The organism is Micromonospora radicis (assembly GCF_003583405.1).
Lineage (GTDB): Bacteria > Actinomycetota > Actinomycetes > Mycobacteriales > Micromonosporaceae > Micromonospora > Micromonospora radicis.
Genome location: NZ_QXEC01000033.1, coordinates 24,532 through 49,546, shown reverse-complemented (window position 1 = coordinate 49,546; position 25,015 = coordinate 24,532). Strand labels below are relative to the sequence as shown.

The following is a 25,015-nucleotide window of genomic DNA, read 5'->3' as shown; positions in this document are numbered from 1 at the left end:
ATCGTCGCCGCCCTCCGCCCCCTCCTCCCCCCCCACCCCCACCCCCACTCCCACTCCCCCTCCTCCCTCCACCCCCACCCTCCTGACCCCTTCCCCACCGACTCACCCCGTTGATCATGAGGTTTGCGGCAGTTTGGGAGATCCACTTCGCCGTCAACCTCATGATCGACGCGACGCGGCGCGGTGCGGCGCGATGGGTGCGGCGCGATGAGTGCGGCGCGATGGGTGCGGCGCGATGGGTGGGGTGGGGGTTAGGGGCGGGGTTAGGGGCGGGGGTTGATGGCTTGGCGGACTATCCAGGGGATGTACGCCGGATCGAGAGTGTCCTGCCAGGTGAAGCGGAGGATCGTCCAACCGGCGTTGGCCAGGAGATTCTGTCGGCGGCGGTCGGCGAAGATCGCCTCCGGCGCGCTGTGCGGGCCGCGGCCGTCCGCCTCCGCGATCACTCTGGGGCCACGCCAGCCCAGGTCGCCGATGCCGAGCAGGTAACCGTCGTCGTCGCGTACCTCTAGTTGCAGTACGTCCGGTGGCACCCGGCCGTCGACGCAGCGAAGTCTGGTGCGGGTCTCAAGCGGCGACTGGGCTCGACCATCCGCCTGGGTGAGGTAACCGCGCGCCGCCACCGCTCCCCGCCGACGCCGGATCCGGCGCGCGATGGTCGCCAGATCGTCCTCGCCGAGTAGGCCTCGGTTCAGCGCCGAGTCGAGCATCGAGACGGCGGGGTAGCGCCCGGCGCGCAGGATGACGTCGCTGACTGTGGAGATGGCATCGGTGGTTGCCAACCCGCCCAGGCTGACCAGTGACTCCGCCGCGTACTCCAGTTGGTGCAGTACGACCTGGGGTTGCCCGACCCGGGCTCGCTTGGCGGCCGTGCCGGGTAGGCCGACATGGATCTCGTCGGACGAGGGCAGGCCGGCAATGCCGTGGAGTTCGGCGGCGGTTCCGAGGACCGCGAACGCGGCCGGGCCCAGCGACAGTAGTGCGGCCCGGACCTGCTGGCGTCGGGACGGCTGCACCGCAGAGACGGGCTGCGGTAGGTAGACGGCCCGGGCGAGTGACTGCCAGCGCCCGAAGGCGACGAGATTGTCCACCTCGTGACGGGTGAACCCGTTCGTCAGCGCCTGCTCGCGGCGCACGAGCCCATCCTGCCGTCCGGCTATCCGGCGAATCCGCCACTCTCGATCCACCCCCCAACCCTGCCCACGCCGCCGTCCCTACCGCAGCCCCTGTGGACAACCTCCGCCCCGCCTGTGGACAACTCGGCTCCTCGCCGCGTTGATCATGAAGTTGGCGGCAGCTGGGGAGATCCACTTCGCCGCCAACCTCATGATCAACGCGCCTAACGCGGGGAGGGGGGGAGGGGGGGAGGGGGGTGTGGCCACCTTCTAGTGTTTCTGGTCCTGGTCGGGGTGGGCGAAGTTGAGGTGCTCGGGCGGAAGCGGGAAGGTGACGTCGTCCCCGAAGGGGGAGGGTGCCGCCGCGCGGTCGAAGGTGAGCTCCGTCAGGGGAAGCTTGCCGCTCGCGTCGACCGCGGGGGCGGTCGGGTGCGGCACCTCGCGGTGCCAGTTGACGCCCTGCTGGGCCTGGGTCTCCGCGGCGGGATCGTGTGAGCCGCCCGCGTGCGAGTGCAGACCGCCACCCGCCGCGTTGGAGCGCACGGCGCCCGGGGAGTGTTCGCTGGTCACGCTGGTCTGAGGCACCTGACCCCTCCGGAAGATTTTGCTACCGAGCCATACAAGTGGATCGTACCTGCGGTCGACGACCCGCTCCTTCATGGGGATGATCCCGTTGTCGGTGATCTTGATGTGCTCGGGGCAGACCTCGGTGCAGCACTTGGTGATGTTGCAGAAGCCGAGGCCCTGTTCCGACTGCGCGTACTCCTTGCGGTCGGTCTTGGCATCGAGGGGATGCATGTCCAGTTCTGCGGCCCGGATGAAGTATCGCGGCCCGGAGAACGCCGGCTTGTTCTCGTCGTGGTCGCGGATCACGTGGCAGACGTTCTGGCACAGGAAGCACTCGATGCACTTGCGGAACTCCTGCGAGCGTTCCACGTCGACCTGCTGCATCCGGTAGTCGCCGGGGGCGAGGTCGGCCGGGGGAGCGAAGGCCGGCGTCTCCCGTGCCTTCTCGTAGTTGAACGAGACGTCGGTGACCAGGTCCCGGATGACCGGGAAGGTCCGCAGCGGGGTCACCGTGACCGTCTCGTCCTCTTCGAACGTCGACATCCGGGTCATGCAGCCGAGCTTGGGCATCCCGTTGATCTCCATGGAGCAGGAGCCGCACTTGCCGGCCTTGCAGTTCCACCGGCAGGCCAGGTCGGGCGCGTCGGTGGCCTGCAGGCGGTGGATCACGTCGAGGACCACCTCCCCCTCGTTCACCTCGACGGCGTAGTCCGTCAGCTCGCCTCCGTCGGCGTCACCCCGCCAGATCCGGAAGTTGCGCTTCGTACCCATCAGTGGGTCTCCTTCCCGGCGGCATCGGCGGCATCGGCGGCGGCGAGGGCGTCGAACTCGGCGAGTTCCTCGTCGGTGAGGTACTTGGCCAGCTCGGCGCGGTCGAAGAGGCCGAGCAGTTCGGTACGCATCTTCGGCAGCGGCTTGCGGTCCAGCCGGACGGTGTCGCCCTCCAGCGAGCAGACCAGGTTGAGCCGCCGCCACTGCGGATCCATCGTGGGGTAGTCCTCGCGGGTGTGCCCGCCACGCGACTCGCGTCGCTCCAGTGCCGCCTTCGCGGTGCACTCCGAGACGACCAGCATGTTGCGCAGGTCCAACGCGAGGTGCCAGCCCGGGTTGTAGCGGCGGCCACCGGCCGCGCTGACCTTCGCCACCCGCTCGCGCAGCTCGGCCAGCCGGACCAGCGCGTCCGCCAACTCGGCCTCCCGCCGGATGATGCCGACTAAATCCCCCATCACCGCCTGGAGGTCCTGCTGCAGGGTGTACGGGTTCTCGCCGGTGTCCCGCTGCAGCGGCGCCAACGCGGTCTCCACCGCGGTCTCCACCGCGGCCACCTCCACCCGGGGCCGGGCGGCGAGCTGGTCGACGTAGCCGGCCGCGTGGCCGCCCGCCCGCTTGCCGAAGACCAGCAGGTCGGACAGGGAGTTGCCGCCCAGACGGTTGGAGCCGTGCATGCCGCCGGAGACCTCACCGGCGGCGAACAGGCCCCGCACCGAGCCGTACGCGGCGCCGCTGTCCGGGTCGACCTCGATGCCGCCCATCACGTAGTGGCAGGTCGGACCGACCTCCATCGGCTCCTTGGTGATGTCGACGTCGGCCAGGCCCTTGAACTGGTGGTGCATCGACGGCAGCCGGCGGCGGATCTCCTCGGCCGGCAGCCGGGAGGCGATGTCCAGGTAGACGCCGCCGGCCGGCGTACCCCGACCGGCCTTGACCTCGCTGTTGATCGCGCGGGCGACCTCGTCGCGGGGCAGCAGCTCCGGCGGACGCCGGTTGTTGTCCGGGTCGGTGTACCAGCGGTCCGCCTCCTCGGGCGTCTCCGCGTACTGCTTGCGGAAGACGTCGGGGACGTAGTCGAACATGAACCGCTTGCCCTCGGAGTTCTTCAGGATGCCACCGTCACCGCGTACCGACTCGGTGACCAGGATGCCCTTGACCGAGACCGGCCAGACCATGCCGGTGGGGTGGAACTGGAGGAACTCCATGTTGATCAGATTCGCTCCGGCGCGCAGCGCCAGCGCGTGACCGTCCCCGGTGTACTCCCACGAGTTCGAGGTGACCTTGTAGGAACGGCCGACCCCACCGGTGGCCAGCACCACGGCCGGCGCCTCGAAGAGGACGAACTCGCCGGACTCCCGGTAGTAACCGAACGCGCCGGCGACCCGGTCGCCGTCGAGCAGCAGCTCGGTGATGGTGGTCTCGGCGAAGACCTTGATCCGGGCGTCGTACGAGCCGTGGTCGCGCTTGTCCTCCTGCTGCAACGAGACGATCTTCTGCTGGAGGGTACGGATCAGCTCCAGGCCGGTCCGGTCACCGACGTGGGCCAGTCGGGGGTACTCGTGGCCGCCGAAGTTGCGCTGCGAGATCTTGCCGTCCTTCGTCCGGTCGAACAGCGCGCCGTACGTCTCCAGCTCCCAGATCCGCTGCGGTGACTCCTTCGCGTGCAGCTCGGCCATCCGGAAGTTGTTCAGGAACTTGCCGCCGCGCATGGTGTCGCGGAAGTGGACCTGCCAGCTGTCCCGGCTGTTCACGTTCCCCATGGCCGCGGCGGCGCCGCCCTCGGCCATCACCGTGTGCGCCTTGCCGAACAGCGACTTGGAGATGATCGCGGTCTTCTTGCCGGCCAGCCGGGCCTCGATCGCCGCGCGCAGGCCGGCGCCGCCGGCCCCGATCACGACGACGTCGTAGTGGTGTCGTTCGATGCGAGTGGTAGCGCTCGTGTCGCGGTGTGAGTCGTTCGTCATGTCAGCGGGGCCCTTAGTTGATGAACCGCAGGTCGGAGATCCACCCGGCGGCGACGGACATGACGTAGAAGTCGGTGAGCGCCAAGGTGCCGAGCGTGATCCAGGCGAGCTGCATGTGCCGGACGTTCAGCCAGGAGACGTAGCCCCAGGCCCGGTACCGGACCGGATGCTTGGAGAAGTGCTTCAGTCGCCCGCCGATGATGTGCCGGCAGGAGTGGCAGGAGATGGTGTACGCCCAGAGCATCACCACGTTGCCGACCAGGATCAGGTTGCCCAGGCCGAACCCGAAGCCCTCGGGGCTGCGGAAGGCGGCGATCGCGTCCCAGGTGTTGATCAGCGAGATGATCGCGGCGAAGTAGAAGAAGTACCGGTGCGAGTTCTGCACGATCAGCGGGAACCGGGTCTCACCACCGTAGGAGGCGTGACCGTCCGGCACCGCGCAGGCCGGCGGCGAGAGCCAGAACGACCGGTAGTACGCCTTGCGGTAGTAGTAGCACGTCAGCCGGAACAGCAGCAGGAACGGCAGGGTGAACGCGGCGTCGGGAACGATCCACCAGCCGGGCAGGTACTGCCCGAAGTGCGACGCCTCCGGGATGCACCGGTCGGTCACGCACGGGGAGTAGAACGGGGTGAGGTAGTGGTACTCCTCGACCCAGTACCACTTGTGCATGAAGACCCGGACCGTCGCGTACGTGATCCACGCGCCGAGCCCGATGACGGTGATCAGCGGGGCGAGCCACCAGCGGTCCGTACGCAACGTCTTCGCCGCGATGGCGGCACGTGCCCGCGCCCCCCGCGGTTTCGGTCTCGTTGCCGATGATGTCATTCGCGTCGTCTCCCTGACGGGGCCCTGTCACGGGCGGCGGAACACTTCCGGTCGGCAGGCGGACCGGTCATCCCGCGCCCACGTGCCACGTCATGCGCACACCAACGACCGCACCCGGCGTACCGGAGCAGCTAAGTGACACACGTTACGCCGATCTAGGCGGGCCGTCCGCGCAAGGCAGTGTCCCGTGTGTCCCGACCTTTGGAAAGCCTTTCGCCATGATCAATATGCGAGCGTCCGAAAAAGATCGACGAGCGGCGTAGCCGAGGTCATCCGGACGCGCCGCCGGTGAAGTTCCAGGAGGCCAGTCGCAGCGAAGGCGCATCCCACCAGACACCGTCGAGACCATCCGGCTGGCGGGCCGTCCGCCGGCCCACCTCCAGCACCGACCCCGGCCCGAGCGCCCGCGGGTACGACTCGGTGAACCGCAGGTCGCGCACCGCCCGGGTGATCCGGCCGTCCTCGACCAGCCACACCCCGTTGCGGGTCAGGCCGGTGATCACCAGGCTCTTCGGTTCCAGTACCCGGGTGTACCAGAAGTCACTGACCAGCAGACCTCGCCCCATCCGGGACACCAGTGCGGCGGTGTCCGCGTCGGCCGCCGCGCCGTACGGGCTCACCGTCGGTGTGCTCGCCGTCGGGTTCGCCGCCCCGGCCGGGGCGAGGCGCAGGTGGTGCGGGACCGGGCCGAAGGTGCTGCTGCCGACCCCGGCGTGACCGGTCGACTCGGCACCCGTCGCGGCGGCGCTGCGCCGGTCGTGCGCGACGGCCCGGGTGGTGCCCGCGTCCACCAGGGTCAGCGCGCGGGTCGGCGTGCCCTCCAGGTCGAACGGCAACCCGGCACCGCGCAACGGGTCGTCGACCAGGGTCACCGCCGGGTCGAGCTGGGCCACGCCGGGCACGGCGAAGGACTGCCGCTCGGCGTACCGCTTGCCGTTGAAGCCGTACCAGGCCAGGTTCTGTAGCAGGTCGGCCACGGCTGCCGGTTCCAGGACCACCGGGTACCGGCCCGGTGGCAGCTCCACCGGGTCGGCCGCCGCCCGGGCCTTCGCCGCGGCCCGCCGGCCCAACGCCGCACCGTCGAGGTCGGCCAGCCGGTCGACACTGTGCCGGGCGGTGCCGTCGACACCCCCGGCCCGCGCGATCCCGTCCATCGCCGCCTCGGCAGTGCGGCCCCGCGCGGCGTGTCCGGCCGAGTTCGCGAAGGCCGCCGTGCGTACCGCGGTGCGGCAGTAGCCGGCGGTCGTCAGCCCGTCGGCCGCGTCGACGAACGCCCGCACCAGCGCGGCCCGGTCGGCCGGCTCGGCGTACGCGATGCCCGCGTCCCACTCCGCCGAGGGCGCCACCGGCGCGGGCGGGGCCAGCCCCGGCCAGGCCGGGTCCGGCGGCGTGATCCGTGCCGCGACCAGTACCCGTTCCACCAGCGTACGCAGGCCGTCGGCGGTCGCCGTGCTGGCGCTGCCGGCGGCCGTGCGGCCCTCCACGTGCAGCCGTAGCCGGACCTCCACGGCGGACTCGGCGACGTTCTGGTGGATGGCGGAGTTGGCGAACCGGGTCAACGCCAGCTCCGCCCGGCCCACCGTCACCTCGGCCTGCGCGTCCGGCCCGGCCAGCCCGGCGACCAGCTCCACCACCCGACCGGCGAGGTCCAGCTCGGACGCGCTCACGGTGCCACCCTGGTTCGCGGCTGCGGGGCTCGCAGGATCGGCTCACTCCTCGCGCTCACGGTGCCACCCTGGTTCGCGGCTGCGGGGCTCGCAGGATCGGCTCACTCCTCGCGCTCACGCACGTACCCCCAGTCGGACGTTGCGGAACCGGGCCGGCGCGGCCGGGTGGCCGGTGTGCCCGACCTGACCCGGCTGGCCCTTGCCGCAGTTCGGGGTGCCCCAGGAGACGATCTCGGAGGAGAGCATGTCCATCGAGCGCCAGAACAGCGGGCCGATACCGGTGTACGTCGGGTTGCGCAGCATCCGTACTCGTCGGCCGTTGCGGATCTCCCACCCGATCTCGCAGCCGAACTGGAAGTTCAGCCGCTTGTCGTCGATGGACCAGGACCGGTTGACGTCCATCAGCACCCCGTTGTCGGTGGCGGCGACGATCTCCTCCAGCGTGTGCGGGCCCGGCTCCAGGCCGACGTTTGTCATCCGGACCATCGGCAGCCGCGCCCACCCGTCGGCGCGTACGCTGCCGCCGTGGTCGAGGCCGGCCACGGCGGCCGAGTCCCGCCCGGCCAGCACGCCCACCCACCGCCCGTCGCGTACCGCGTGGCGTTTGACCGCCGGTGAGCCCTCGTCGTCGTAGCCGAAGCTGCCCAGCGCGCCGGGGATGGTCGGGTCGATGGTGATGTTCATCAGGTCGGAGCCGTAGCGCAGCGAGCCGAGCTGGGCCAGGTCCAGCCACGAGGTACCGGCGAAGGCGGCCTCCCAGCCGAGGATGCGGTCCAGCTCGATGGCGTGCCCGACCGACTCGTGGATCTGCAGGGCCAGTTGCTCGCCGCCGAGGATCAGGTCCGTCTCGCCGGTCGGGCAGAGCGGCGCGGTGAGCAGTTCCCGCGACTCCTCGGCGATGCGGGCCGCGTGCGCGGTCAGCTCCAGGGACTCCACCAGCTCCCAGCCGGTGGTGCCGTACTGGCCGCGGTAGCTCGGCCAGGATCGTCGTTGCGTCTCGCCATCGCCGATCGAGGTGGCCGCGATGCCGGCGCCGCACTCGCGGATGTGCTGGTCGATCCGGTGTCCCTCGCTGGACACGAACCACTTCGCGGTGTCCCAGACCTGGTAGAGGCCCTCGGCGAGATCGGCGCCGTGCCCGGCCATCGTCGCGGTGGCGGCCACCAGCAGGTCACCCTTGACGGCCAGGGAGACCCCGAGCGGGTCCACCTCGCAGGGCGACGACCAGCTCGCGACGACCGGGTCGACCGGCACCAGGTCGACCTGCGGGCCCGGCACCAGAGCACTCGCCGCGGCGGTCCGCGCGGCCCGGTGACCGGCGTCGCGGGCAGCCCGGTCGGACAGCTCCGGTACGGCGTGGAACCCCCAACTCGAACCGACCAGCGCGCGTACGCCCAGCCCGACGCTCTCGTCCTGGGTCAGCGCCTCGACCTCGCCGTTGCGGGCGGACATCGACTCGTAGCGGCGGTGCATCACCCGGGCGTCGGCATACCGGGCCCCGGTGTCCAGGGCGGCCTGCACCGCGGCGGCCGCCGCGTCGAACTCGCTCATGCATAGACCCTAGGCGAGCGCACCGACAGCCGTCAGGGGACGAGATCGTCCGGTCGGATGGTGGCCCGCACGGGTGACGCCAGCTGTAACGTCTCGCCGCGCCTGGCCGACCGATGCTCGACGTAGGGCACCGCCACGGTCATGGTCACCTCCACCCGTACCGCCGGATCCTGCCGTGATGGCTCTTCATGGTCGCACCAGTCGTGCCGGTGGGTGGGGTGGAAGGTGGTTGAGCGAGTCGCCCTCGTTCGGCAGCGCAGGGGTGCTTCGACCCCCGCGTAGCTTTGTTCCTGGTTTCACGTTTCTGCTGTAGTTTCCCTTCCTCGGGGCGCCGGAGGGAGGCATCGTGGACCCTTACCTGCGAGTGGACGACCTGCGGGTCGGCTTCACCACCCCGGCCGGGGTGGTGCGTGCCGTCGACGGCGTCTCGTTCGCGGTGCACCCCGGGCGCACGCTCGCGGTGGTCGGCGAGTCCGGCTCGGGCAAGAGCGTCACCTCGCTGGCCATCCTCGGCCTGCACGATCCCCGACGGGCCACCGTCACCGGTGAGATAACCCTCGGCGGGCGCCCGCTGCTCGGCCGGCCGGAGCGCGAGCTTCGTCGGCTGCGCGGCCGGGACATGGCGATGATCTTCCAGGATCCGCTGTCGGCGCTGCACCCGTACTATCCGGTCGGCCGACAGGTCGCCGAGGCGTACCGGGTGCATCATCCCCGGGCCGGCCGGGCCGCGACCCGCCGACGGGTGGTCGAGATGCTCGGCCGGGTGGGGATCCCGCAGCCGGCGCGGCGCTACGACGACTATCCCCACCAGTTCTCCGGTGGCATGCGGCAGCGGGTGATGATCGCGATGGCCCTGGTGAACGACCCGGACCTGCTGATCGCCGACGAGCCGACCACCGCGCTGGACGTCACCGTGCAGGCGCAGATCCTGGCCCTGCTGGCCGACCTGCAGGCCGAGTTCGGCACCGCGATCGTCCTGGTCAGCCACGACCTCGGGGTGGTCGGCCAGGTGGCCGACGAGGTGCTGGTGATGTACGCCGGCCGGGTGGTGGAGCAGGGCGGCGCCGAGTCGGTGCTGCGTCGTCCGCAGCACCCGTACACCTGGGGGTTGTTGTCCAGCGTGCCGTCGTTGCGCGGTGACCCGGAGGTGGACCTCAGACCGATCCCCGGCCACCCGCCGAGCCTGGTCGAGGTGCCGAGCGGGTGCGCCTTCCACCCGCGCTGCCGCTACCCGCAGTACGCCGGCGGCCGGTGTCCGACCGAACGCCCCGAACTGCGCCCGGCCGGTACGCCCGGGCAGCGGGCGGCCTGCCACCTGCCCGGCGAGGAACGGGCCCGGCGCTACGCCGAGGACGTCGCCCGGGTGGGAGTGGCCCGATGAGGGCGGACGAGGGCCACGACGACGAGCCGCTGTTGCGGGTCCGCGGGCTGACCAAGCACTTCGCGGCGCGCGGTGGGCTGGTGCGGGCGGTGGACGGGCTGGACCTCGACCTGCGGGCGGGGGAGACGCTCGGCCTGGTCGGCGAGTCCGGCTGCGGCAAGAGCACCACCGGCCGGATGCTGGTGCGGCTGCTCGAACCGACCGGGGGACGGATCGAGTTCGCCGGGCGGGACATCACCCACGCCGGGCGACGGGCACTACGTCCACTCCGACCGCAACTACAGATCATCTTCCAGGATCCGTACGCGTCGCTGAATCCTCGGCACACCGTCGGCCGGATCATCGCGATGCCGTTGCGGGTCAACGGGATCACCCCGGTCGGCGGCATCCGGGCCCGGGTACGCGAGTTGATGGAGTTGGTCGGCCTGAACCCGGAGCACCACGACCGGTACCCGCACGAGTTCTCCGGCGGTCAGCGGCAACGCGTCGGCATCGCCCGGGCCCTGGCGCCCGGGCCGCGGTTGGTGGTGGCGGACGAGCCGGTCTCCGCCCTGGACGTGTCCATCCAGGCGCAGGTGGTCAACCTGCTGCGCGGCCTGCAACGCGAACTCGGCCTGGCGTTCCTGTTCATCGCGCACGACCTGGCCGTGGTCCGGCACCTCTGCCAACGGGTGGCGGTGATGTACCTGGGCCGGATTGTGGAGATCGGCGACCGGGCGGAGGTCTACCGGAACCCGCGACACCCGTACACCCGCGCGCTGCTGTCGGCCGTACCGGACGTGACCAGGCTCGGTCCGGCCGGCCGGATCCGGCTCACCGGTGACGTGTCCAGCGCGCTGGACCCGCCTTCGGGCTGTCGCTTCCGGACCCGTTGCCCGAACGCGCGCGACCGGTGTGCCGTCGAGGAACCGGCCCTCGTCCAGCCCGACGACGGCGCGGCGGCGGTCGCCTGTCACTTCCCCCAGGCGGGACCGCTGGATCCGGAGCACGGCGCGTGAGGGTGGTCGGCCGCTCGCCCGGGCAGCTCGCCTGGCGGCGGCTGTACCGCGACCGCACCGCCCAGGTCAGCGGCGCGATGCTGGTGCTGTTCGTACTGCTGGCCCTCGCCGCGCCACTGATCGAGCTGGCGTACGGGATCGGGCCGCGGGACCAGTTCCAGGACCGGCTGGACGCGTCCGGTATGCCGCTCGGCTACGCCGGTGGGGTCTCCGGCGACCACTTCTTCGGGCTGGAGCCCGGACTCGGGCGGGACGTCTTCATCCGCTTGGTGTACGGCCTGCGTACCTCGTTGTTCATCGCCCTCACGGCGGCGGTGCTCAGCACCGTGCTCGGGGTGGTGCTCGGTGCGCTGGCCGGATACCTCGGCGGCTGGCTCGACGCGGTGCTCAGCTGGGTCACCGACCTGACGCTGGCCATGCCCTTCCTGGTCATCGCGCTCGCCCTGACCCCGACGGTGACCCTGCGCTTCTACGGGCCGCGGGACGCGGTGCCGGCGGCCTTCGGAGTCGGCGTGTTGATCGCGGTCTTCGCCCTGTTCGGCTGGACGGGTACCGCCCGGCTGGTCCGTGGCCAGGTGCTCGGCCTTCGGGAACGGGAGTTCGTGGCGGCGGCCCGGGCCAGCGGCGCCGGCCTTGGTCACATGCTGTTCCGGCAGTTGTTGCCGAACCTCTGGGCGCCAATCCTGGTCTCCTTCTCGCTGGCGGTGCCACAGTTCGTCACCGGCGAGGCGGCGCTGTCCTTCATCGGTGTCGGGCTGACCGAGGAGACCCCCAGCTTCGGCCGGATGATCTACCAGAGCCTGGACTACCTACAGACCGATCCGGCGTTCGTCTTCTTCCCCGGCGTCACGATCTTCGCGCTGGTGTGCGCGTTCAACCTGTTCGGGGACGCGCTGCGCGACGCCCTCGACCCCCGCTCGTCGAGGTAGCCGACATGGTGCGTTTCCTGGTGCAGCGGATCCTCTCCGCGGTGCTCACCCTCTTCGCGGTGAGCGTGCTGACCTTCCTGATGTTCTTCGCCCTGCCCCGTGACCCGGTCAGCGGCATGTGCCCGAAGAACTGCAACCCGGAGCGGTTGGCGCGGGTACGTCAGGAACTGGGGCTGCGCGACCCGCTGGTCAGCCAGTACGCCGGCTACCTCAAGGGCATCTTCACCGGCCGGGAGCTGGGCACCGCCCAGGGCGGTCGGTGCGACGCGCCCTGCCTGGGCTGGTCGTACGTGAACAACGAGGCGGTCACCGACACCCTCGCCCGGGTGCTGCCGGTGACCCTGAGCATCGTCGTGCCGGCGGCCGTGCTGTGGCTGCTGCTCGGCGTGGGCCTGGGCCTGGTCTCCGCGTTGCGGCGGGGCAGTTGGCTGGACCGGGCAGCGATCGGCTTCTCGCTGACCGGTGCCTCGTTGCAGCTCTACTTCGTCGGCGCGGTGCTGATGCTGGTCTTCGTCTACACGCTGCGCTGGTTGCCGGTGCCCGGCTACACCCCGTTGGCCGAGCATCCGGTGCGCTGGGCGGGCGGTCTGGTGCTCGCCTGGTGCTCGTTGGCGTTGCTCTTCTCCGCGAGCTACGCCCGGCTGTTCCGGGCCCAACTGCTGGAGACGCTGAGCGAGGACTTCATCCGTACCGCGCGGGCCAAGGGCCTGGGCCGGGCACGGGTGTACGGGCGACACGCGCTGCGCGCGGCGATCACGCCCGTGGTCACCGTCGCCGGCCTGGACGTGGGTGCGGCGCTCGGCGGCACGGTGATCACCGAGACGACCTTCGGCATCCAGGGACTCGGTCGGACGGCCGTCGACGCGGTACGCGCCGGTGACCTGCCGACCATCATGGGCACGGTGTTGATCGCCGCCGTCTTCGTGGTGCTGGCGAATCTGCTGGTGGACGTTCTCTACGCGGCTGTCGATCCGCGGGTCCGGCTCGGTTGAGCGCCACGATCGTCGGAGGGCTCCGGTAGAAACTTGCCGGTAACTGCCTGGATCACTGAGGAGGTAGCGGATGAGACCACGCGTGGTGGCCGGTGCGGGTACCGCGGTCGCACTGGTGGCGGCCCTCGGCGCGTGCACGGAGAACTCCGGCGAGGGCGCCACCGTGGACACCGGTCGGCAGCACACCGGGGTCATCGCCACCGACCCACGGGACTCGGCCGGGCCGGCACCCGAGGTGCCCGGTGCGCAGGCCGGCGGCACCTTCACCATCATCCGGGAGACCCCGATCGCGCACCTGGATCCGCAGCGGACGTACTCGTTCGTCGGCCTGATGGCCACGCCGCTGTTCGCGCGCTTCCTGACCACCTGGAAGGACGACGGCAAGGGCAACCTGGTGCTGGTCGGAGACCTCGCCGAGACGCCGGGCACCGACGTCGACGACGACTGCCGGGTCTGGGAGTTCAAGATCAAGGATGGGGTGAAGTTCGAGGACGGCCGCCCGATCACCGCCCGGGAGATCGGCTACGGCATCGCCCGCTCGTTCGACCCGGACCTTGCCGGTGGCCCCACCTACCTTCAGGAGTGGCTCGCCGACACCCCCCAGTACGACACCGCGTGGGACTTCCGGGCCAACCGGAACACGCTGCCACCCGGCCTGACCACACCGGACGAGCGGACCCTGCGCTTCGAGTTCGCCCGGCCGCGCTGTGACCTGCCGTTCGCGGTGTCCCTGCCGAGCACCGCGCCCCTGCCGCCCGATCGGGACACCGGGCTCAACCTCGGCAACGCACCCTTCTCGTCCGGCCCGTACAAGGTCACCCGCTACCAGGCGGGCGTCGAGGTGGTGCTGGAGCGCAACGAGCACTGGGACGCCGCCACCGATCCGGTCCGCCACCAGTACCCGGACCGGTTCGTGTGGACCTTCGGCCCGACCCCGGACGCCGCGGCCAACCGGGTGATCGCCGACAACGGCGCCGACCAGCGCGCGCTGTCCTGGAACTACGTGCCCGCCTCGCTGGTGGCCCGGGTCGCTGGCGACCCGGGGCTGCGCTCCCGGACGATCCTCTCCCCGACGCCGAGCGCGAACCATCTGATCATCAACAACCGGCGGGTCACCGACCTGCGGGTGCGTCGGGCGCTCAACTACGCCGTCGACCGGGAGGGTCTGATCAAGGTGCTCGGCGGGCCGAACGTGGCGGCGCCGATGACCACCCTGATGCCGCCGGCCACGATCGGCTTCCAGGCGTACGACGCCTATCCGGCAGGGCCGAACGGCGATCCGGAGAAGGCGCGGGAACTGCTCGCCGGGCAGACCCCGGAACTGGTCCTCGGCGCGGCGGACAACTCGGTCGAGCAGCAGGTCGTGACGCAGCTCAAGGGCAACCTGGAACGCGCCGGTTTCAAGATCACGGTGCGCAACATCCCGGTCGGCGCCAAGTTCGACGAGATCAAGAAGCGGGACAACCCCTGGGACCTGTACCTCAGCTCCTGGGCCGCGGACTGGCCGAGCGGCGCGTCGATCCTGCCGGTCCTCTACGACGGGCGCGGCATCAGGGCCGCGGGCAACAGCAACGAGGCGTACTTCCACCATCCGGCGGTCGACGCCGAGTTCGACCGGATCCTCGCCCTGCCCCCGGGTGCGCAGGGGCCCGAGTGGGCCCGGCTCGACGAGCGGATCATGCGGGAGCACGCGCCGGTGGTGCCGCTCTACGTCGACGTGGCGTACCTGGTGCACGGCTCCAAGGTGGGTGGTGTCTTCGTCTCCAGCGTCTTCGGCCACCCCTCCCTCGTCAACGCCCACGTCCGACCCTGAGGTTCCTCACGCTACGTCGAGGTGGGTGCGGAGGAAGTCGAGCTCCAGCCGGAGGAGGCGCTCGGCCAGCCCACCGGCGGCCATGTGGGTGGCGCCCGGTAGCGGCAGCACCGCGTGCGGACGGCCGGTGGCCAGCAACGCCGCCGACAGCCGCAGCGTGTGCGCCGCCACCACGTTGTCGTCCACCATGCCGTGCACCAGCAGCAACGGTCGGGCCTGCCCCGGTCCGGTGACCGGGTCGGCGGCCAACTCCACCAGCGAGTGGTGGGCGTACACGTCCATGCCGTCGTCGGGCAGGCCCAGGTACCGCTCGCTGTAGGCGGTGTCGTACAGCGCCCAGTCGGTGACCGGCGCACCGGCGATCCCACACCGGAACAGCTCCGGATGGCGCAGCACCGCCAGGCCGGCCAGCCAGCCACCGAACGACCAGCCGCGCACCGCCACCCGACCCAGATCCAGGTCCGGGTGCTTGTCGGCGAGCGCGTTGAGCGCCTCCACCTGGTCGGCGAGGATCACGTCCGCGACCCGCCGGTGGATGGCCTTCTCGTACGAGGGTGCGATGCCCGGCGTACCGCGGTTGTCGACGACCACCACCGCGAAGCCGGCGTCGGCCCACCACTGCCGCTCCAGCCACGCCGCCCGCGCCGCCACCACCTCCTGGTGCCCCGGCCCGCCGTAGACGTCCAGCAGCACCGGCAGCCGCCGGCCGGTGACGTGGTTGTCCGGGTAGAGCACCGCCGACGGCAGCCGCCGGTCGGTAACCCGTTCCAGCAACGGCAACGGGGCGTACGACGGGGTGGCGGCCAGCGACCGCAGCGTGCCCACCTCCCGGTCGCCCTGGCGGACCGTCCACCGCACGCCCGCGTGGTCGAGCGAGGCGGTGCCGACGACCAGCACGTCGCCGCCGACCGCGGCGGTGTGCCAGCCCGAGTCGGTGGTGAGCCGGCGGGCGTCCACCCCGCCGCCGATGCTGGTGCGTACCCGGAACAGGTGCTGCTCGCTGGGCTCGCCGTCGCTCGCCTCCACCAGCAGGTCAGCCGGGCCGCTCGCGGCGGCCAGCCGGCCCACCACCCGGCGTACGTACAGCGAGGGCGGGGTGAGCAGGGTGCCGTCGGCGAAGAGGCAGCGGGCGTCGTACCCGTCGTGGGCCAGTTCGCCGCCGACCAGCACCCGCCCGTCGGGCAGGTGTGCGGGGGTACCGGCGATCGGCTCCACCCAGCGGGGATCGGCCAGTTCGGCGTGTACCTGCGTCTCACCGGTGCGCGGGTCGACCGCGAGCACCAGGCCGTGCTGCTGCGTGCGGCGCAACACGGTGATCAGCGGAGCGCCCTCGGCCCAGTGCACGGCGGTCAGGTACGGGTAGGTCTCCCGGTCCCAGTGCACGTCGACCCAGCCACCGTCGAGGTCGAGCAGGTGCAGGCTGACCTCCGCGTTCGGGCCACCGGCCACCGGGTACGCCACACTGACCGGCGCGACGCCCGGATGCGCCGGGTCGTGCAGGTGCCAACGGGGCACCCGCGACTCGTCGACCCGGGTGGCCAGCACCGACCGGCCGTCCGGAGCCCACCAGTACCCGCGGTGGCGCCGGAACTCCTCCGCCGCGATGTGCTCCGCCAGACCCCAGACCACCCCGGAGTCCTCACCGGCGAGGATGGCGTCGGTGCCGTCGGCGTCGACCACCCGTAGCTGACCCCGGCGTACCCCCTCGGCCTCGTCGGTCACGTACGCCAGCCGGTGGCCGGTGGGGTCGGGCCGGGGATCCAGTACCGGCCCGACGGCGGGCACCTCGATCACGTCGCCGTGCACCAGGTCGGCCCGGAACAGCCGGCCGGCCAGGGCGAAGACCGCCACCCGTCCGGCGGCGTCGAGGGCGTACGAGCCGATGCCGCCGGCGGTCAGCCGCAGCCGTTCCCGCCGGGCCCGCTCGCCGGGGCTGAGCGCGCCCGGGTCGGCGTCCGCGCCGAGCAGCGTGACCGGGCAGGCGACCAGGCGCTCCTCGCCGGTGGCGACGTCCAGCTGCCAGAGCGCGTCCGCCGGATCTTCCGGTCCGGCGGAACGTAGGAAGATCACTCGGGCGCCGTCGTCGGCCACGGAGACGGCGCGCGGCGCCCCGTGGCTGAACCTGCGGGTGCGGGCGGCCAGCTCGGGAAAGTCCACAGGCCAGATCGTAGGCCGGTGCGCAGCGCGATGTGCCGGACCCAGGCGGACGCGTCTGGGCCGGTGCGGACAAACCGCCGGTTAGAGTGACCGTCGTGACGACGCTGCCTGACCGCCGCCTGCTGCTGGTCCACGCGCATCCTGATGACGAGTCCATCGGCACCGGCTCGACGATGGCCCACTACGCGGCCACCGGTGCCCACGTCACCCTGGTCACCTGCACGCTGGGCGAGGAGGGTGAGATCCACGTACCGGAGTTGGCGGGTCTCGCCGCGGCCGAGGCCGACCAGCTCGGCGGGTACCGGATCGCCGAACTGGCCGACGCCTGTGCCGAGCTCGGCGTCACCGACCACCGCTTCCTCGGTGGCGCCGGTCGCTACCGCGACTCCGGCATGATGGGCCTGCCCACCAACCAGCACCCCCGGGCGTTCTGGCAGGCCGACCTCGACGAGGCCGCCGGCTACCTGCTGGAGACCATCCGGGAGGTACGCCCGCAGGTGATGATCACGTACGACGAGAACGGCTTCTACGGGCACCCCGACCACATCCAGGCGCACCGGGTCGCGATGCGGGCCGCCGAACTGGCCGCCCGCGAGGGTCTAGCCCCGGCGAAGGTCTACTGGACGGCGATGCCGCAGAGCGTCCTGGAGGCCGGCATGAAGCACTTCGAGGAGTCCTCCGACAACCCCTTCGCCGGCATCTCCGACGCCACGGAGCTGCCCTTCTGCACTCCGGACGAGCAGATCGCGGCCCGGATCGACGCCACCGAGCAGCACGCCGCGAAGGAGGCGGCGATGCGCGCGCACGCCACCCAGATCCCCGCCACCTCCTGGCTCTACTCGATCGCCGGCAACTTCGGCGCCGAGTTCATGGGAGTGGAGTACTTCACGCTGGCGGTCGGCACGAAGGGGCCGGGCGGCGGCCGGTACGGCTGGGAAGCCGACCTGTTCGCCGGGCTGGCGGTCGAGCCGGACCGACGGCGTACCCCGGTGACCTCGGCCGGTCACCGGTGACCTCGCCGATCGCCATGTCGGTCGCCCCGCCGGAGCAGACGCCGCAGCCGCCCCGGCCGTCCCCGGTGCGGCGGATCCTCGACGCCGCGCTGCGGGTGGCCGGTGGCCTGATCGCGGTCGTCGCCGGGACCGTCACCGCGGTGCTGGAACTGCTGCTCGCCCCGCTGCGGATCGGCGGGTACCCGATCGGGGTGGCGGTGCTGGTGGCCGTGGTCGCCAACGCCGCGCTCAGTTGGTTCGCCATCGAGACCGTGGGGAGCCGCTGGGCGGTGGCCCTGCCCGCGTTGCCCTGGGTGGTGATCATGGTGGCTGCCGCCGACCGAACCAGCGAGGGCGACGTCCTGCTGATCGGCAACTGGGTCGGGTTCGTCCTGGTGGTGGTCGGCGCGATGACCTTCGCGGTGATGGCGTTCCGGTCGATCCTGGCTGCCCAGCCGCCCCGCCGGTACTGACGCTGTCGCGTCCCGGGTGGTAGACATTCCTGCCAGGAGATCCGCCATCGGGGCGGGCGGTACGGCGGGAGGCGTGCGATGGGGCAGCGGTGGCGCGCGGTCGGGGCACTCACGATTGCGTTGTTCGCGGTCAACGTGGTCGCCCGGTTGATCATCCGGTTCGGCTTCGACGGTGACGAGGCCGCTGCGGACCGGGTGACGCTCGGGATGTTCGTGGTGATCGGGTTGACCCTGGCGGGGACCGCCATCGCCTGGGGGCGGTCCCGTCCGCCCGCCCAGTGGGGCGCCGAGATCGCCGCCGCGATCGGGATCGCGCTGGCCCTGACCATGTTCGTCGGGCCGTTGCTGGTCGGCCGGAGCCCGTTCGCCGACGGCAGCGCCACCTTCTTCTGGCAGGCCGTGCTCTACCTGGTGGCGACCAGCCTCGGCGCGATCCTGGGGCACCTGGTGCTCACCACGCTCGGCCGGGACTACCGTTCGCGCAGCCTGCAGCGGTACGCCGAGAGCGGCACCGCGAAGCCGCGCCGGATCGTCCGCCGCTGACCCGCTGGCCCGCTGGCCCGCTGGCCCGCTGGCCTGCTGGCCTGCTGGCCTGCTGGCCTGCTGGCCTGCTGGCCTGCTGGCCTGCTGGTCCTGCTGGTCCTGCTGGTCCTGCTGGTCCTGCTGGTCCTGGTCGTTGTCGCTCGATCCGGGATCGAGTGCCTACCCGGCCGGCTGAGGCCACTCGATCCCGGATCGAGCACGATCTTGTGGCAGGCAGGCAGGCAGGCAGGCAGGCAGGCAGCCGGGCAGGCAGCCGGGCGGAGCGGGCCGGGCCGGGCCGGGCGGAGCCGGAGCGGGCCGGGCGGAGCCGGGGCGGCCAGGCGGGGCCGGCCGAGCGGGACGGGTCAGTCAGGGGCGACCCGGGTCCGGTAGGTGTGGTGGGTGGTGAAGCCCAACTTGCGGTAGAGCGACACCGCGGCGGCGTTGCGCTGCTCCACCTGAAGGAAGGCGTCGGTCGCGCCCACCGTCTCGGCCCAGCTCGCCAGCGCGTGGACGACGGCGGTGGCGTAGCCCCGGCCACGGGCGGAAGGCAGCACCTCGATCAACGACAGTCCGAGCCAGCGGCCCTGGCCGGTCACCGAGCCCCGGCCGATCCCGACCAGGGTGCCATCGGCGTACGCGTGGGCGAAGCGGACCTGGTCCACGGCGGTCAGTACGTGCCGGGCGGCGTTGGGCAGTCCGCCCTTGCGGCCGGACGCCACCGCCAGCCATTCCTCGGACGGCAGCCCGGCCAACTCGACCAGCACCGTGGGGGCGGCGTCGGGCGGCGCCGGGCGGGCGGTGGCGTCGGGCGGCGCCGGCCGGGCGGTGGCGTGTGGCGGGGTCGCCGGGCGGGCGGTGGCGTGTGGCGGGGTCGCCGGGCGGGCGGTGGCGGGGGGCGGGCTCGGGTGGCGGCGGGCGGCGGCGGCCGACGCGGCGAGCACGGCCAGCGGGGTGGTCTGCACCAGGACGGTCGGGCGGCTGCCCCAGCCGCGCAGGTCGAGTTCGGCACCGACCGGTGCGGCCAGCGGCAACGGCGTGTTGACCATCGCGCGTAGGTTCCGTTCGGCGTACCAGCGCTCGACGGCGTCCAGCGCGGCCGGCAGCGGCCGGTCCGGGTCGCCGACCGGCAGGGCCGAGTTGGCCCGCCCGGTCCACCCGTCGGCGGCGCGCAGCAGCCAGTCGCCGAGGCGGGCCTGGGTCGGTGCCGGCCAGGCCTGCGCGGCGGCGAGTTCCAGGTCGACCACGGCGTCGGCGGCCGGGCGCCGGGTCGGCGGAACCCGTTTCGCGCGGTGCACCTGCGCCATCGGGACGCGTAGCGGCCCCTGGCGGGTGGTCAGCGTGAGGTGGGTCTCGGTCAGTTCGACCAACTCGCCGAGGGCGTCGGAGTACACCGGGCGACCGGCGCGGACCCCGACCACCCGACGGACCACGATCCGGTGTCCCACATCCTGCTCTCGGAGCACGATCGACCTCCTCCCGGGCGAGATACTAGGCTCTTACCGTCGCGGGTGATCGCGGCGTGTCTTGCGGAGGAGAAGACCGGTGACCTACATCATCGCCGAGCCGTGCGTGGATGTGCTCGACAAGGCATGCATCGAGGAGTGCCCGGTCGACTGCATTTACGAGGGCAACCGGATGCTCTACATCCACCCCGACGAGTGCGTCGACTGTGGTGCCTGTGAGCCTGTCTGCCCGGTGGAGGCGATCTTCTACGAGGACGACGTCCCGGAGCAGTGGAAGGACTACACCGCCGCCAACTACGAGTTCTTCGAGGAACTGGGCTCGCCCGGTGGCGCCTCGAAGATCGGCAAGGTGGAGAAGGACGCCACCTTCGTCGCCGCGCAGCCGCCGCGCGGCGAGGGCCACTGAACCGGCCCGCGCCGGTCTCGTCGCGGCTGCCCGAGTTCACCTGGGACACCCTGGACGCCGCGGCCACCCTGGCCGCGGCGCATCCGGACGGCCTGGTCAACCTCTCCATGGGTACGCCGGTCGACCCGGTGCCGGAGGTGATCCGGGCGGCGCTGGCCGACGCGGCCGACGCGCCGGGCTACCCGCTGACCGCCGGCACCGCGGTGCTGCGGGACGCGATCGCGGCCTGGGTGGCCCGGGCCTGCGGCGCCGGGGTCGACGGGCTCGGGGTGCTGCCGACGATCGGCTCGAAGGAGTTGGTCGCCTGGTTGCCCACCCTGCTCGGGCTGGGGCCGGGTGACGTGGTGGTGGTCCCGTCGATCGCCTACCCGACGTACGAGGACGGGGGCCGGCTGGCCGGCGCCACCACGGTACGCGCCGACTCGCTGACCGCCGTCGGCCCGACCTCGCGGGTTCGCCTGGTCTGGGTGAACTCGCCGAGCAACCCGACCGGCCGGGTGCTGCCCGCCACCCACCTGCGCAAGGTGGTGGACTGGGCCCGGGAGCGCGGTGCCGTGGTCGCCAGCGACGAGTGCTACCTGCCGCTGGGCTGGGCGGCCGAGCCGGTCTCGGTGCTCTCGCCTGAGGTCTGCGGCGGGTCGTACGACTCGGTGCTGGCGGTGCACTCGCTGTCCAAGCGATCCAACCTGGCCGGCTACCGGGCGGGCTTCGTCGCCGGTGACCCGGCCCTGGTGGCCGAGTTGCTCAAGGTACGCAAGCACGCCGGGATGATCGTGCCCGCGCCGGTGCAGGCGGCCATGGTGGCGGCCCTGCGCGACGAGCGACACGCCGACGAGCAGCGGGCGCGGTACCGGGCGCGGCGCGAGACGTTGCGGGCGGCGTTCACCGGTGCCGGTTTCACCGTGGAGCACTCCGAGGCGGGGCTCTACCTCTGGCTGACCCGGGGCGAGGACTGCTGGGCTACGGTCGACTGGCTGGCCCGGCGGGGCGTGCTGGTCGCCGCCGGTGTCTTCTACGGTCCCGGTGCCCGCGAGCACGTCCGGGTGGCGCTTACCGAGTCCGACGAGCGGATCGCCGCGGTCGCCGGCCGGCTCGCCGAACGCTGAGGCGGTCCCGCGTCGGGCCGGTTCGCCGAACGCTGAGGCGGTCCCGCGTCGGGCCGGTTCGCCGAACGCTGAGGCGGTCCCGCGTCGGGCCGGTTCGCCGAACGCTGAGGCGGTCCCGCGTCGGGCCGGTTCGCCGGTGGCCCGCTCCTGGGGTCGGGAGCGGGCCGGGGCCGGTCAGTCCTCGTTGATGCGGGCGAACACCTTCAGCAGGTTGTCCCGGCTGCGCCGCTCCAGCAGCACGCTGCCGTACAACTCCTTCATGGCGAGCACCCGGCCGTCGTGCAACGTCAACTCGGCCCGCAACGGGATCTCCCTGGTCACGTTCACCGACACCACCTCCTCGTACGGTAGGAACTGGTGCCAGGTGGCCAGCTTCGCCACCGGCGCCGACTCCAGCAGGGCGGTGAGTCGCTTCTCGCCGTCGCCGGCCTTGCCCGGATCCCCGACCAGGATCAACCCCCGGTCGAGGATCAGCAGGTCGTGCTGCACTTCGTCGATCTTGACGTTGCCGATGGCGCCGATCAGGCCGGCGTTGTCGGCGGTGGCACGGCTGCGTACGACGGTCGACGTGGCCGGATCGATGCCGAGTTCGGCCAGCCGGGTCAACGCCTCGTCCAGGGTCTGCGGGTCGACCGCGAGCTTGGCGATCTCGGCGAGGTCGAAGGGTTCGCCGTCGGTGCCGACGAACCGGGCCGGGCCGGTCCAGGACAGCTCCCAGCGGGCCTGGCCGGCGCGGACCGCGGCGTTGGTGAGCAGGATCGTCATCGGGCCGGCGAAGCGGACCGCCGCCTCCTTGCGGGTGGCGTTGTCGAAGAACTGCTCGGCGAACTCGCCGAGCCGCCGCTCCCGGACCAGGTCGAGAATGGTCGGCAGACCCGGCTGGGCGGCGCCGGTGAACCGGCCGGCCGCCCGGTAGATCCCGTCGACCTGCCGTTGCAGGTCGGCGGCGATCGACGCGTGGGTGAACTCCGCCCAGGGCAGCACCTGGCGGTCGCCGGGTTCGACCACCGCGTCCTGCAGCCGGCGGCCGGCGTCGTCGATGTCGGCGAGCATGATCGAGGCCGGGCGTTCGTCGGGTGTGCCGGTGACGGCCGGCAGTTGGGCCATCGCGTCGATCCGGATCCCGATCGGCGGGTGGGTGTCCCACCGCGAGGGTTCCCGGTCGGGCTCCTCCTGCCGAAGCTGTTCGAGTTCGTCCCGGCGGCCCTGAAGCAGCTGGCCGAAGCCACCGAACAGGTCGTCCGGGGCCAGGCCGGCCTGCCAGCCGGACTGGACGTACCCGCCCATGTAGAAGTTCCAGGCGGCGTCGAGCGCGGGCAGGCTGCGCAGCGCGGAGGTGGCCGCCTCGTGCCCGGCGAGCTGCACCGCCGCGCGGTCGGCCTCCAGTTCCTGCCGCCGAGAGGCGGCGTTGTCCACCATCAGGTAGAGCTTGGCGTAGCCCCTGAAGATCAGCCCGACCGGGTTGCGCGGCTTGATCCGTTCGATCGTGGTCCCGATCGCCACCCGGCCCCGGTAGGCGACCGCGCCCGGCCGGGTGTGCTTGCCCGAGTAGTGACCCAGCTCGTGGGCGAGCACCGAGCGGAGCTGGTCGACCCGCAGCCCCAGCAGCAGCGGCAGGCCGACGTACAGGGTGCGTCGGCCGCCGACCAGGCCGAGGAGGCGACTCTCCTCGCCGACCGCCGCGTTCACCTCTGGCACCAGCCGGATCTCGTCGGGCGCCCGGGTGCCGACCGCGGTGGCCAGTTCGCGGACGGTGGCCCAGAGCTGTGGTGCCACCCGTTCGTCGAGCACCAGGCCGGGCGCCGGCTCGTGCCTGGTGCGGATCGCCTTCCAGAGCCCGACGGCCACCGCGCCGAGCGCCACGATCAGCGGCAGCATCAGTTTGGTGGCCGCGAGACCGTTGGTCTTGCTGGCGATCCACCAGAACAGCGCGCCGACGGCGACGAGCTGGAGTAGCGCGACCACATAGAAACCTATCAACATGACCACCGAGGCGAGTGCCCGGTACGTCGCGGCCATGGTGTTCCTCCCCGTGAGAAAACCGCCTGTCGTGGCGGTGGCGCAGGCACGCTACGGGTTGATCATCCGTCGTGGACATCCCCCTTACGGCCCGACCTCCGCCCCCGGGACCGGGCTCGACCGCCCCGGTTACCGGCGACGGCATCGGCCCCGGCGCCCGCGCGCGGGACCGGGTCCGCCCGATCGGGCGATATCCTCGGCCCGGACTTCGCGTGCGGCCGGCTGGCCCCACGCCCGACACGGGACGCCGAGGTGCGCGATGGTGGTCAGGGACGGCGCACAGCCCCGGGTGGCGGTGGTCGGCACCGGCCTGATCGGCGGGTCGGTGCTGCTCCGGTTACACGCCGCCGGGTGGGACGTGACCGGCTGGGATCCGGACGAGGCGACCCGTCGGCGGGCCCGGCTGGCGGGCGTACCGACCGCGGAGCGGCTGGCCGACGCGGTCGCCGACCGGGACCTGGTCTTCCTCGGCGGGCCGCTGCCCACGCTGCCCGCGACGCTGGTCGAGGTCGCCGCCGCGACCGGCGAGGACTGCCTGCTCACCGACGTGGGCAGCACCAAGGCGGAGCTGGCGGCGTTGGCCGCGGCGCGGGGACTCACCCACCGGTTCGTCCCCGGTCATCCGATGGCCGGCACGGACCGGGCCGGCCTGGTCGCGGCGTCGCCCGAGCTGTTCGCGGGCGCCGCCTGGGTGCTCTGCCCCGCCCCGGACGGGCTGACCGCGTTCCGTCGGCTCGCCGCCGTGGTCACCGACGTGTTCGCCGCGCGGGTGGTGCCGATGGCGGCGGACCGGCACGACGCGGTGGTCGCCCTCGCGTCGCACGTGCCGCACCTGCTCGCCGGGGCGCTCGCCGGCGCGGCCGAACGGTCGTCGCTGCGCGACGCGGTGCTCACCCTGGCCGCGGGCAGCTTCCGCGACGGCACCCGGGTCGCCGGCACCCCGGCGGGGCGTACGGCGAACATGTTGCGCGGTAACCGGGAGCAGGTGTTGGCCGCGCTGGCCGAGGTCACCGCCGTCCTCGACGAGTTGGCCGGCGCGCTGCGGACCGGCGACGGCGAACTGCTCACCGCCCGGTACGCCGAGGCCGCCGCGGCCCGCCGCGCGCTGACCGGCCGGCCGTACCGGGAGCAGCTCCGGTCGTTCCCGGTCGGCGGGCGCGGCGACGAACTGGCCTGGCTGTACGGGGTGGGCGCGGCCGGCGGTCACCTGACCGGATGCTGGGTCGACGGCGCCGTCGTCGCCTACACCGCGCAGCTGCCACAGGCCGACTGAACGCCGTCGGGCGGGGGTCGCCGCCGG

At 72.3% G+C, this 25,015-nt stretch carries 20 protein-coding genes; 11 read left to right on the top strand and 9 right to left on the bottom strand.

The window, feature by feature from the left end; all coding sequences use genetic code 11:
• Positions 1-263 precede the first annotated feature (263 nt).
• The 6 genes from D2L64_RS24335 to D2L64_RS24310 form a co-directional block, all read right to left on the bottom strand.
• Positions 264-1,136 carry an endonuclease domain-containing protein gene (locus tag D2L64_RS24335; protein WP_233559128.1) on the bottom strand — a complete coding sequence of 291 codons (873 nt, stop codon included), beginning with the start codon at positions 1,134-1,136 and terminating at the stop codon, positions 264-266.
• Between the two features lie 249 nt (positions 1,137-1,385).
• Complete coding sequence (locus D2L64_RS24330; RefSeq protein WP_119579529.1) at positions 1,386-2,453, bottom strand: succinate dehydrogenase/fumarate reductase iron-sulfur subunit; 1,068 nt, start codon at positions 2,451-2,453, stop codon at positions 1,386-1,388.
• A complete protein-coding gene (locus D2L64_RS24325; protein WP_119579528.1) occupies positions 2,453-4,417 on the bottom strand; it encodes a fumarate reductase/succinate dehydrogenase flavoprotein subunit in 1,965 nt (654 codons plus the stop codon). The genes D2L64_RS24330 and D2L64_RS24325 overlap by 1 nt, the downstream gene beginning before the upstream one ends.
• A gap of 13 nt (positions 4,418-4,430) precedes the next feature.
• Positions 4,431-5,243 (bottom strand): hypothetical protein, encoded by an 813-nt coding sequence (locus tag D2L64_RS24320; RefSeq protein WP_119579527.1) that lies wholly within the window; start codon positions 5,241-5,243, stop codon positions 4,431-4,433.
• A gap of 269 nt (positions 5,244-5,512) precedes the next feature.
• Positions 5,513-6,910: a TldD/PmbA family protein gene (locus tag D2L64_RS24315; protein WP_233559127.1), complete on the bottom strand. Its 1,398-nt coding sequence runs from the start codon at positions 6,908-6,910 to the stop codon at positions 5,513-5,515.
• A 114-nt stretch (positions 6,911-7,024) separates the two neighbouring features.
• Complete coding sequence (locus D2L64_RS24310) at positions 7,025-8,461, bottom strand: TldD/PmbA family protein (RefSeq protein WP_119579526.1); 1,437 nt, start codon at positions 8,459-8,461, stop codon at positions 7,025-7,027.
• A 346-nt stretch (positions 8,462-8,807) separates the two neighbouring features.
• On the opposite strand from D2L64_RS24310, the gene D2L64_RS24305 reads away from it, so the two are divergent.
• The 5 genes from D2L64_RS24305 (at position 8,808) to D2L64_RS24285 (ending at position 14,574) form a co-directional block, all read left to right on the top strand.
• Positions 8,808-9,842 carry an ABC transporter ATP-binding protein gene (locus tag D2L64_RS24305; protein WP_119579525.1) on the top strand — a complete coding sequence of 345 codons (1,035 nt, stop codon included), beginning with the start codon at positions 8,808-8,810 and terminating at the stop codon, positions 9,840-9,842.
• Positions 9,839-10,840 carry an ABC transporter ATP-binding protein gene (locus D2L64_RS24300; protein ID WP_119579524.1) on the top strand — a complete coding sequence of 334 codons (1,002 nt, stop codon included), beginning with the start codon at positions 9,839-9,841 and terminating at the stop codon, positions 10,838-10,840. The genes D2L64_RS24305 and D2L64_RS24300 overlap by 4 nt, the downstream gene beginning before the upstream one ends.
• Positions 10,837-11,769, top strand: coding sequence for an ABC transporter permease (locus tag D2L64_RS24295; protein WP_233559126.1), 933 nt, complete (start codon positions 10,837-10,839; stop codon positions 11,767-11,769). The genes D2L64_RS24300 and D2L64_RS24295 overlap by 4 nt, the downstream gene beginning before the upstream one ends.
• A gap of 5 nt (positions 11,770-11,774) precedes the next feature.
• Positions 11,775-12,761: an ABC transporter permease gene (locus tag D2L64_RS24290; RefSeq protein WP_119579523.1), complete on the top strand. Its 987-nt coding sequence runs from the start codon at positions 11,775-11,777 to the stop codon at positions 12,759-12,761.
• A gap of 70 nt (positions 12,762-12,831) precedes the next feature.
• Entirely contained in the window at positions 12,832-14,574 is a 1,743-nt protein-coding gene (locus D2L64_RS24285; RefSeq protein WP_119579522.1) for an ABC transporter substrate-binding protein, read from the top strand.
• Positions 14,575-14,580: 6 nt separating this feature from the next.
• Here D2L64_RS24285 and D2L64_RS24280 read toward each other — a convergent pair whose 3' ends face one another.
• Entirely contained in the window at positions 14,581-16,731 is a 2,151-nt protein-coding gene (locus D2L64_RS24280; RefSeq protein ID WP_119579521.1) for a S9 family peptidase, read from the bottom strand.
• Between the two features lie 86 nt (positions 16,732-16,817).
• On the opposite strand from D2L64_RS24280, the gene mshB reads away from it, so the two are divergent.
• The 3 genes from mshB to D2L64_RS24265 all read left to right on the top strand — a co-directional run bounded on the left by mshB (position 16,818) and on the right by D2L64_RS24265 (position 18,739).
• The gene (mshB, locus tag D2L64_RS24275) at positions 16,818-17,744 is read left to right on the top strand and encodes an N-acetyl-1-D-myo-inositol-2-amino-2-deoxy-alpha-D-glucopyranoside deacetylase (protein WP_119579520.1); all 927 of its coding nucleotides are present in this window, start codon (positions 16,818-16,820) and stop codon (positions 17,742-17,744) included.
• An 8-nt stretch (positions 17,745-17,752) separates the two neighbouring features.
• The gene (locus D2L64_RS24270; RefSeq protein ID WP_407663188.1) at positions 17,753-18,196 is read left to right on the top strand and encodes a hypothetical protein; all 444 of its coding nucleotides are present in this window, start codon (positions 17,753-17,755) and stop codon (positions 18,194-18,196) included.
• 78 nt (positions 18,197-18,274) lie between these two features.
• Positions 18,275-18,739, top strand: a complete 465-nt coding sequence (locus D2L64_RS24265) for a hypothetical protein (protein ID WP_119579519.1) — start codon at positions 18,275-18,277, stop codon at positions 18,737-18,739.
• 344 nt (positions 18,740-19,083) lie between these two features.
• Here the strand turns inward: D2L64_RS24265 and D2L64_RS24255 are convergent, their stop codons facing one another.
• Positions 19,084-20,184, bottom strand: coding sequence for a GNAT family N-acetyltransferase (locus D2L64_RS24255; RefSeq protein WP_119579518.1), 1,101 nt, complete (start codon positions 20,182-20,184; stop codon positions 19,084-19,086).
• Positions 20,185-20,263: 79 nt separating this feature from the next.
• On the opposite strand from D2L64_RS24255, the gene fdxA reads away from it, so the two are divergent.
• Both fdxA and dapC read left to right on the top strand, forming a co-directional pair.
• Complete coding sequence (gene fdxA / locus D2L64_RS24250) at positions 20,264-20,590, top strand: ferredoxin (RefSeq protein WP_119579517.1); 327 nt, start codon at positions 20,264-20,266, stop codon at positions 20,588-20,590.
• Positions 20,587-21,696, top strand: coding sequence for a succinyldiaminopimelate transaminase (gene dapC, locus D2L64_RS24245; protein ID WP_325049925.1), 1,110 nt, complete (start codon positions 20,587-20,589; stop codon positions 21,694-21,696). Before fdxA ends, dapC begins: the two co-directional genes overlap by 4 nt.
• Before the next feature lie 174 nt (positions 21,697-21,870).
• Here dapC and D2L64_RS24240 read toward each other — a convergent pair whose 3' ends face one another.
• The gene (locus tag D2L64_RS24240; RefSeq protein WP_119579515.1) at positions 21,871-23,715 is read right to left on the bottom strand and encodes a M48 family metallopeptidase; all 1,845 of its coding nucleotides are present in this window, start codon (positions 23,713-23,715) and stop codon (positions 21,871-21,873) included.
• Positions 23,716-23,974: 259 nt separating this feature from the next.
• On the opposite strand from D2L64_RS24240, the gene D2L64_RS24235 reads away from it, so the two are divergent.
• Entirely contained in the window at positions 23,975-24,988 is a 1,014-nt protein-coding gene (locus D2L64_RS24235; RefSeq protein ID WP_119579514.1) for a prephenate dehydrogenase, read from the top strand.
• Positions 24,989-25,015: the final 27 nt, after the last annotated feature.

Excerpts from the sequence above, each read along its gene's own strand:
- D2L64_RS24330 (WP_119579529.1), bottom strand. The coding sequence starts at position 2,453 with ATGGGTACGAAGCGCAACTTCCGGATCTGGCGGGGTGACGCCGACGGA.
- D2L64_RS24325 (WP_119579528.1), bottom strand. The coding sequence starts at position 4,417 with ATGACGAACGACTCACACCGCGACACGAGCGCTACCACTCGCATCGAA.
- D2L64_RS24320 (WP_119579527.1), bottom strand. The coding sequence starts at position 5,243 with ATGACATCATCGGCAACGAGACCGAAACCGCGGGGGGCGCGGGCACGT.
- D2L64_RS24310 (WP_119579526.1), bottom strand. The coding sequence starts at position 8,461 with ATGAGCGAGTTCGACGCGGCGGCCGCCGCGGTGCAGGCCGCCCTGGAC.
- D2L64_RS24300 (WP_119579524.1), top strand. The coding sequence starts at position 9,839 with ATGAGGGCGGACGAGGGCCACGACGACGAGCCGCTGTTGCGGGTCCGC.
- D2L64_RS24290 (WP_119579523.1), top strand. The coding sequence starts at position 11,775 with ATGGTGCGTTTCCTGGTGCAGCGGATCCTCTCCGCGGTGCTCACCCTC.
- D2L64_RS24285 (WP_119579522.1), top strand. The coding sequence starts at position 12,832 with ATGAGACCACGCGTGGTGGCCGGTGCGGGTACCGCGGTCGCACTGGTG.
- D2L64_RS24265 (WP_119579519.1), top strand. The coding sequence starts at position 18,275 with ATGGGGCAGCGGTGGCGCGCGGTCGGGGCACTCACGATTGCGTTGTTC.
- D2L64_RS24240 (WP_119579515.1), bottom strand. The coding sequence starts at position 23,715 with ATGGCCGCGACGTACCGGGCACTCGCCTCGGTGGTCATGTTGATAGGT.
- D2L64_RS24235 (WP_119579514.1), top strand. The coding sequence starts at position 23,975 with ATGGTGGTCAGGGACGGCGCACAGCCCCGGGTGGCGGTGGTCGGCACC.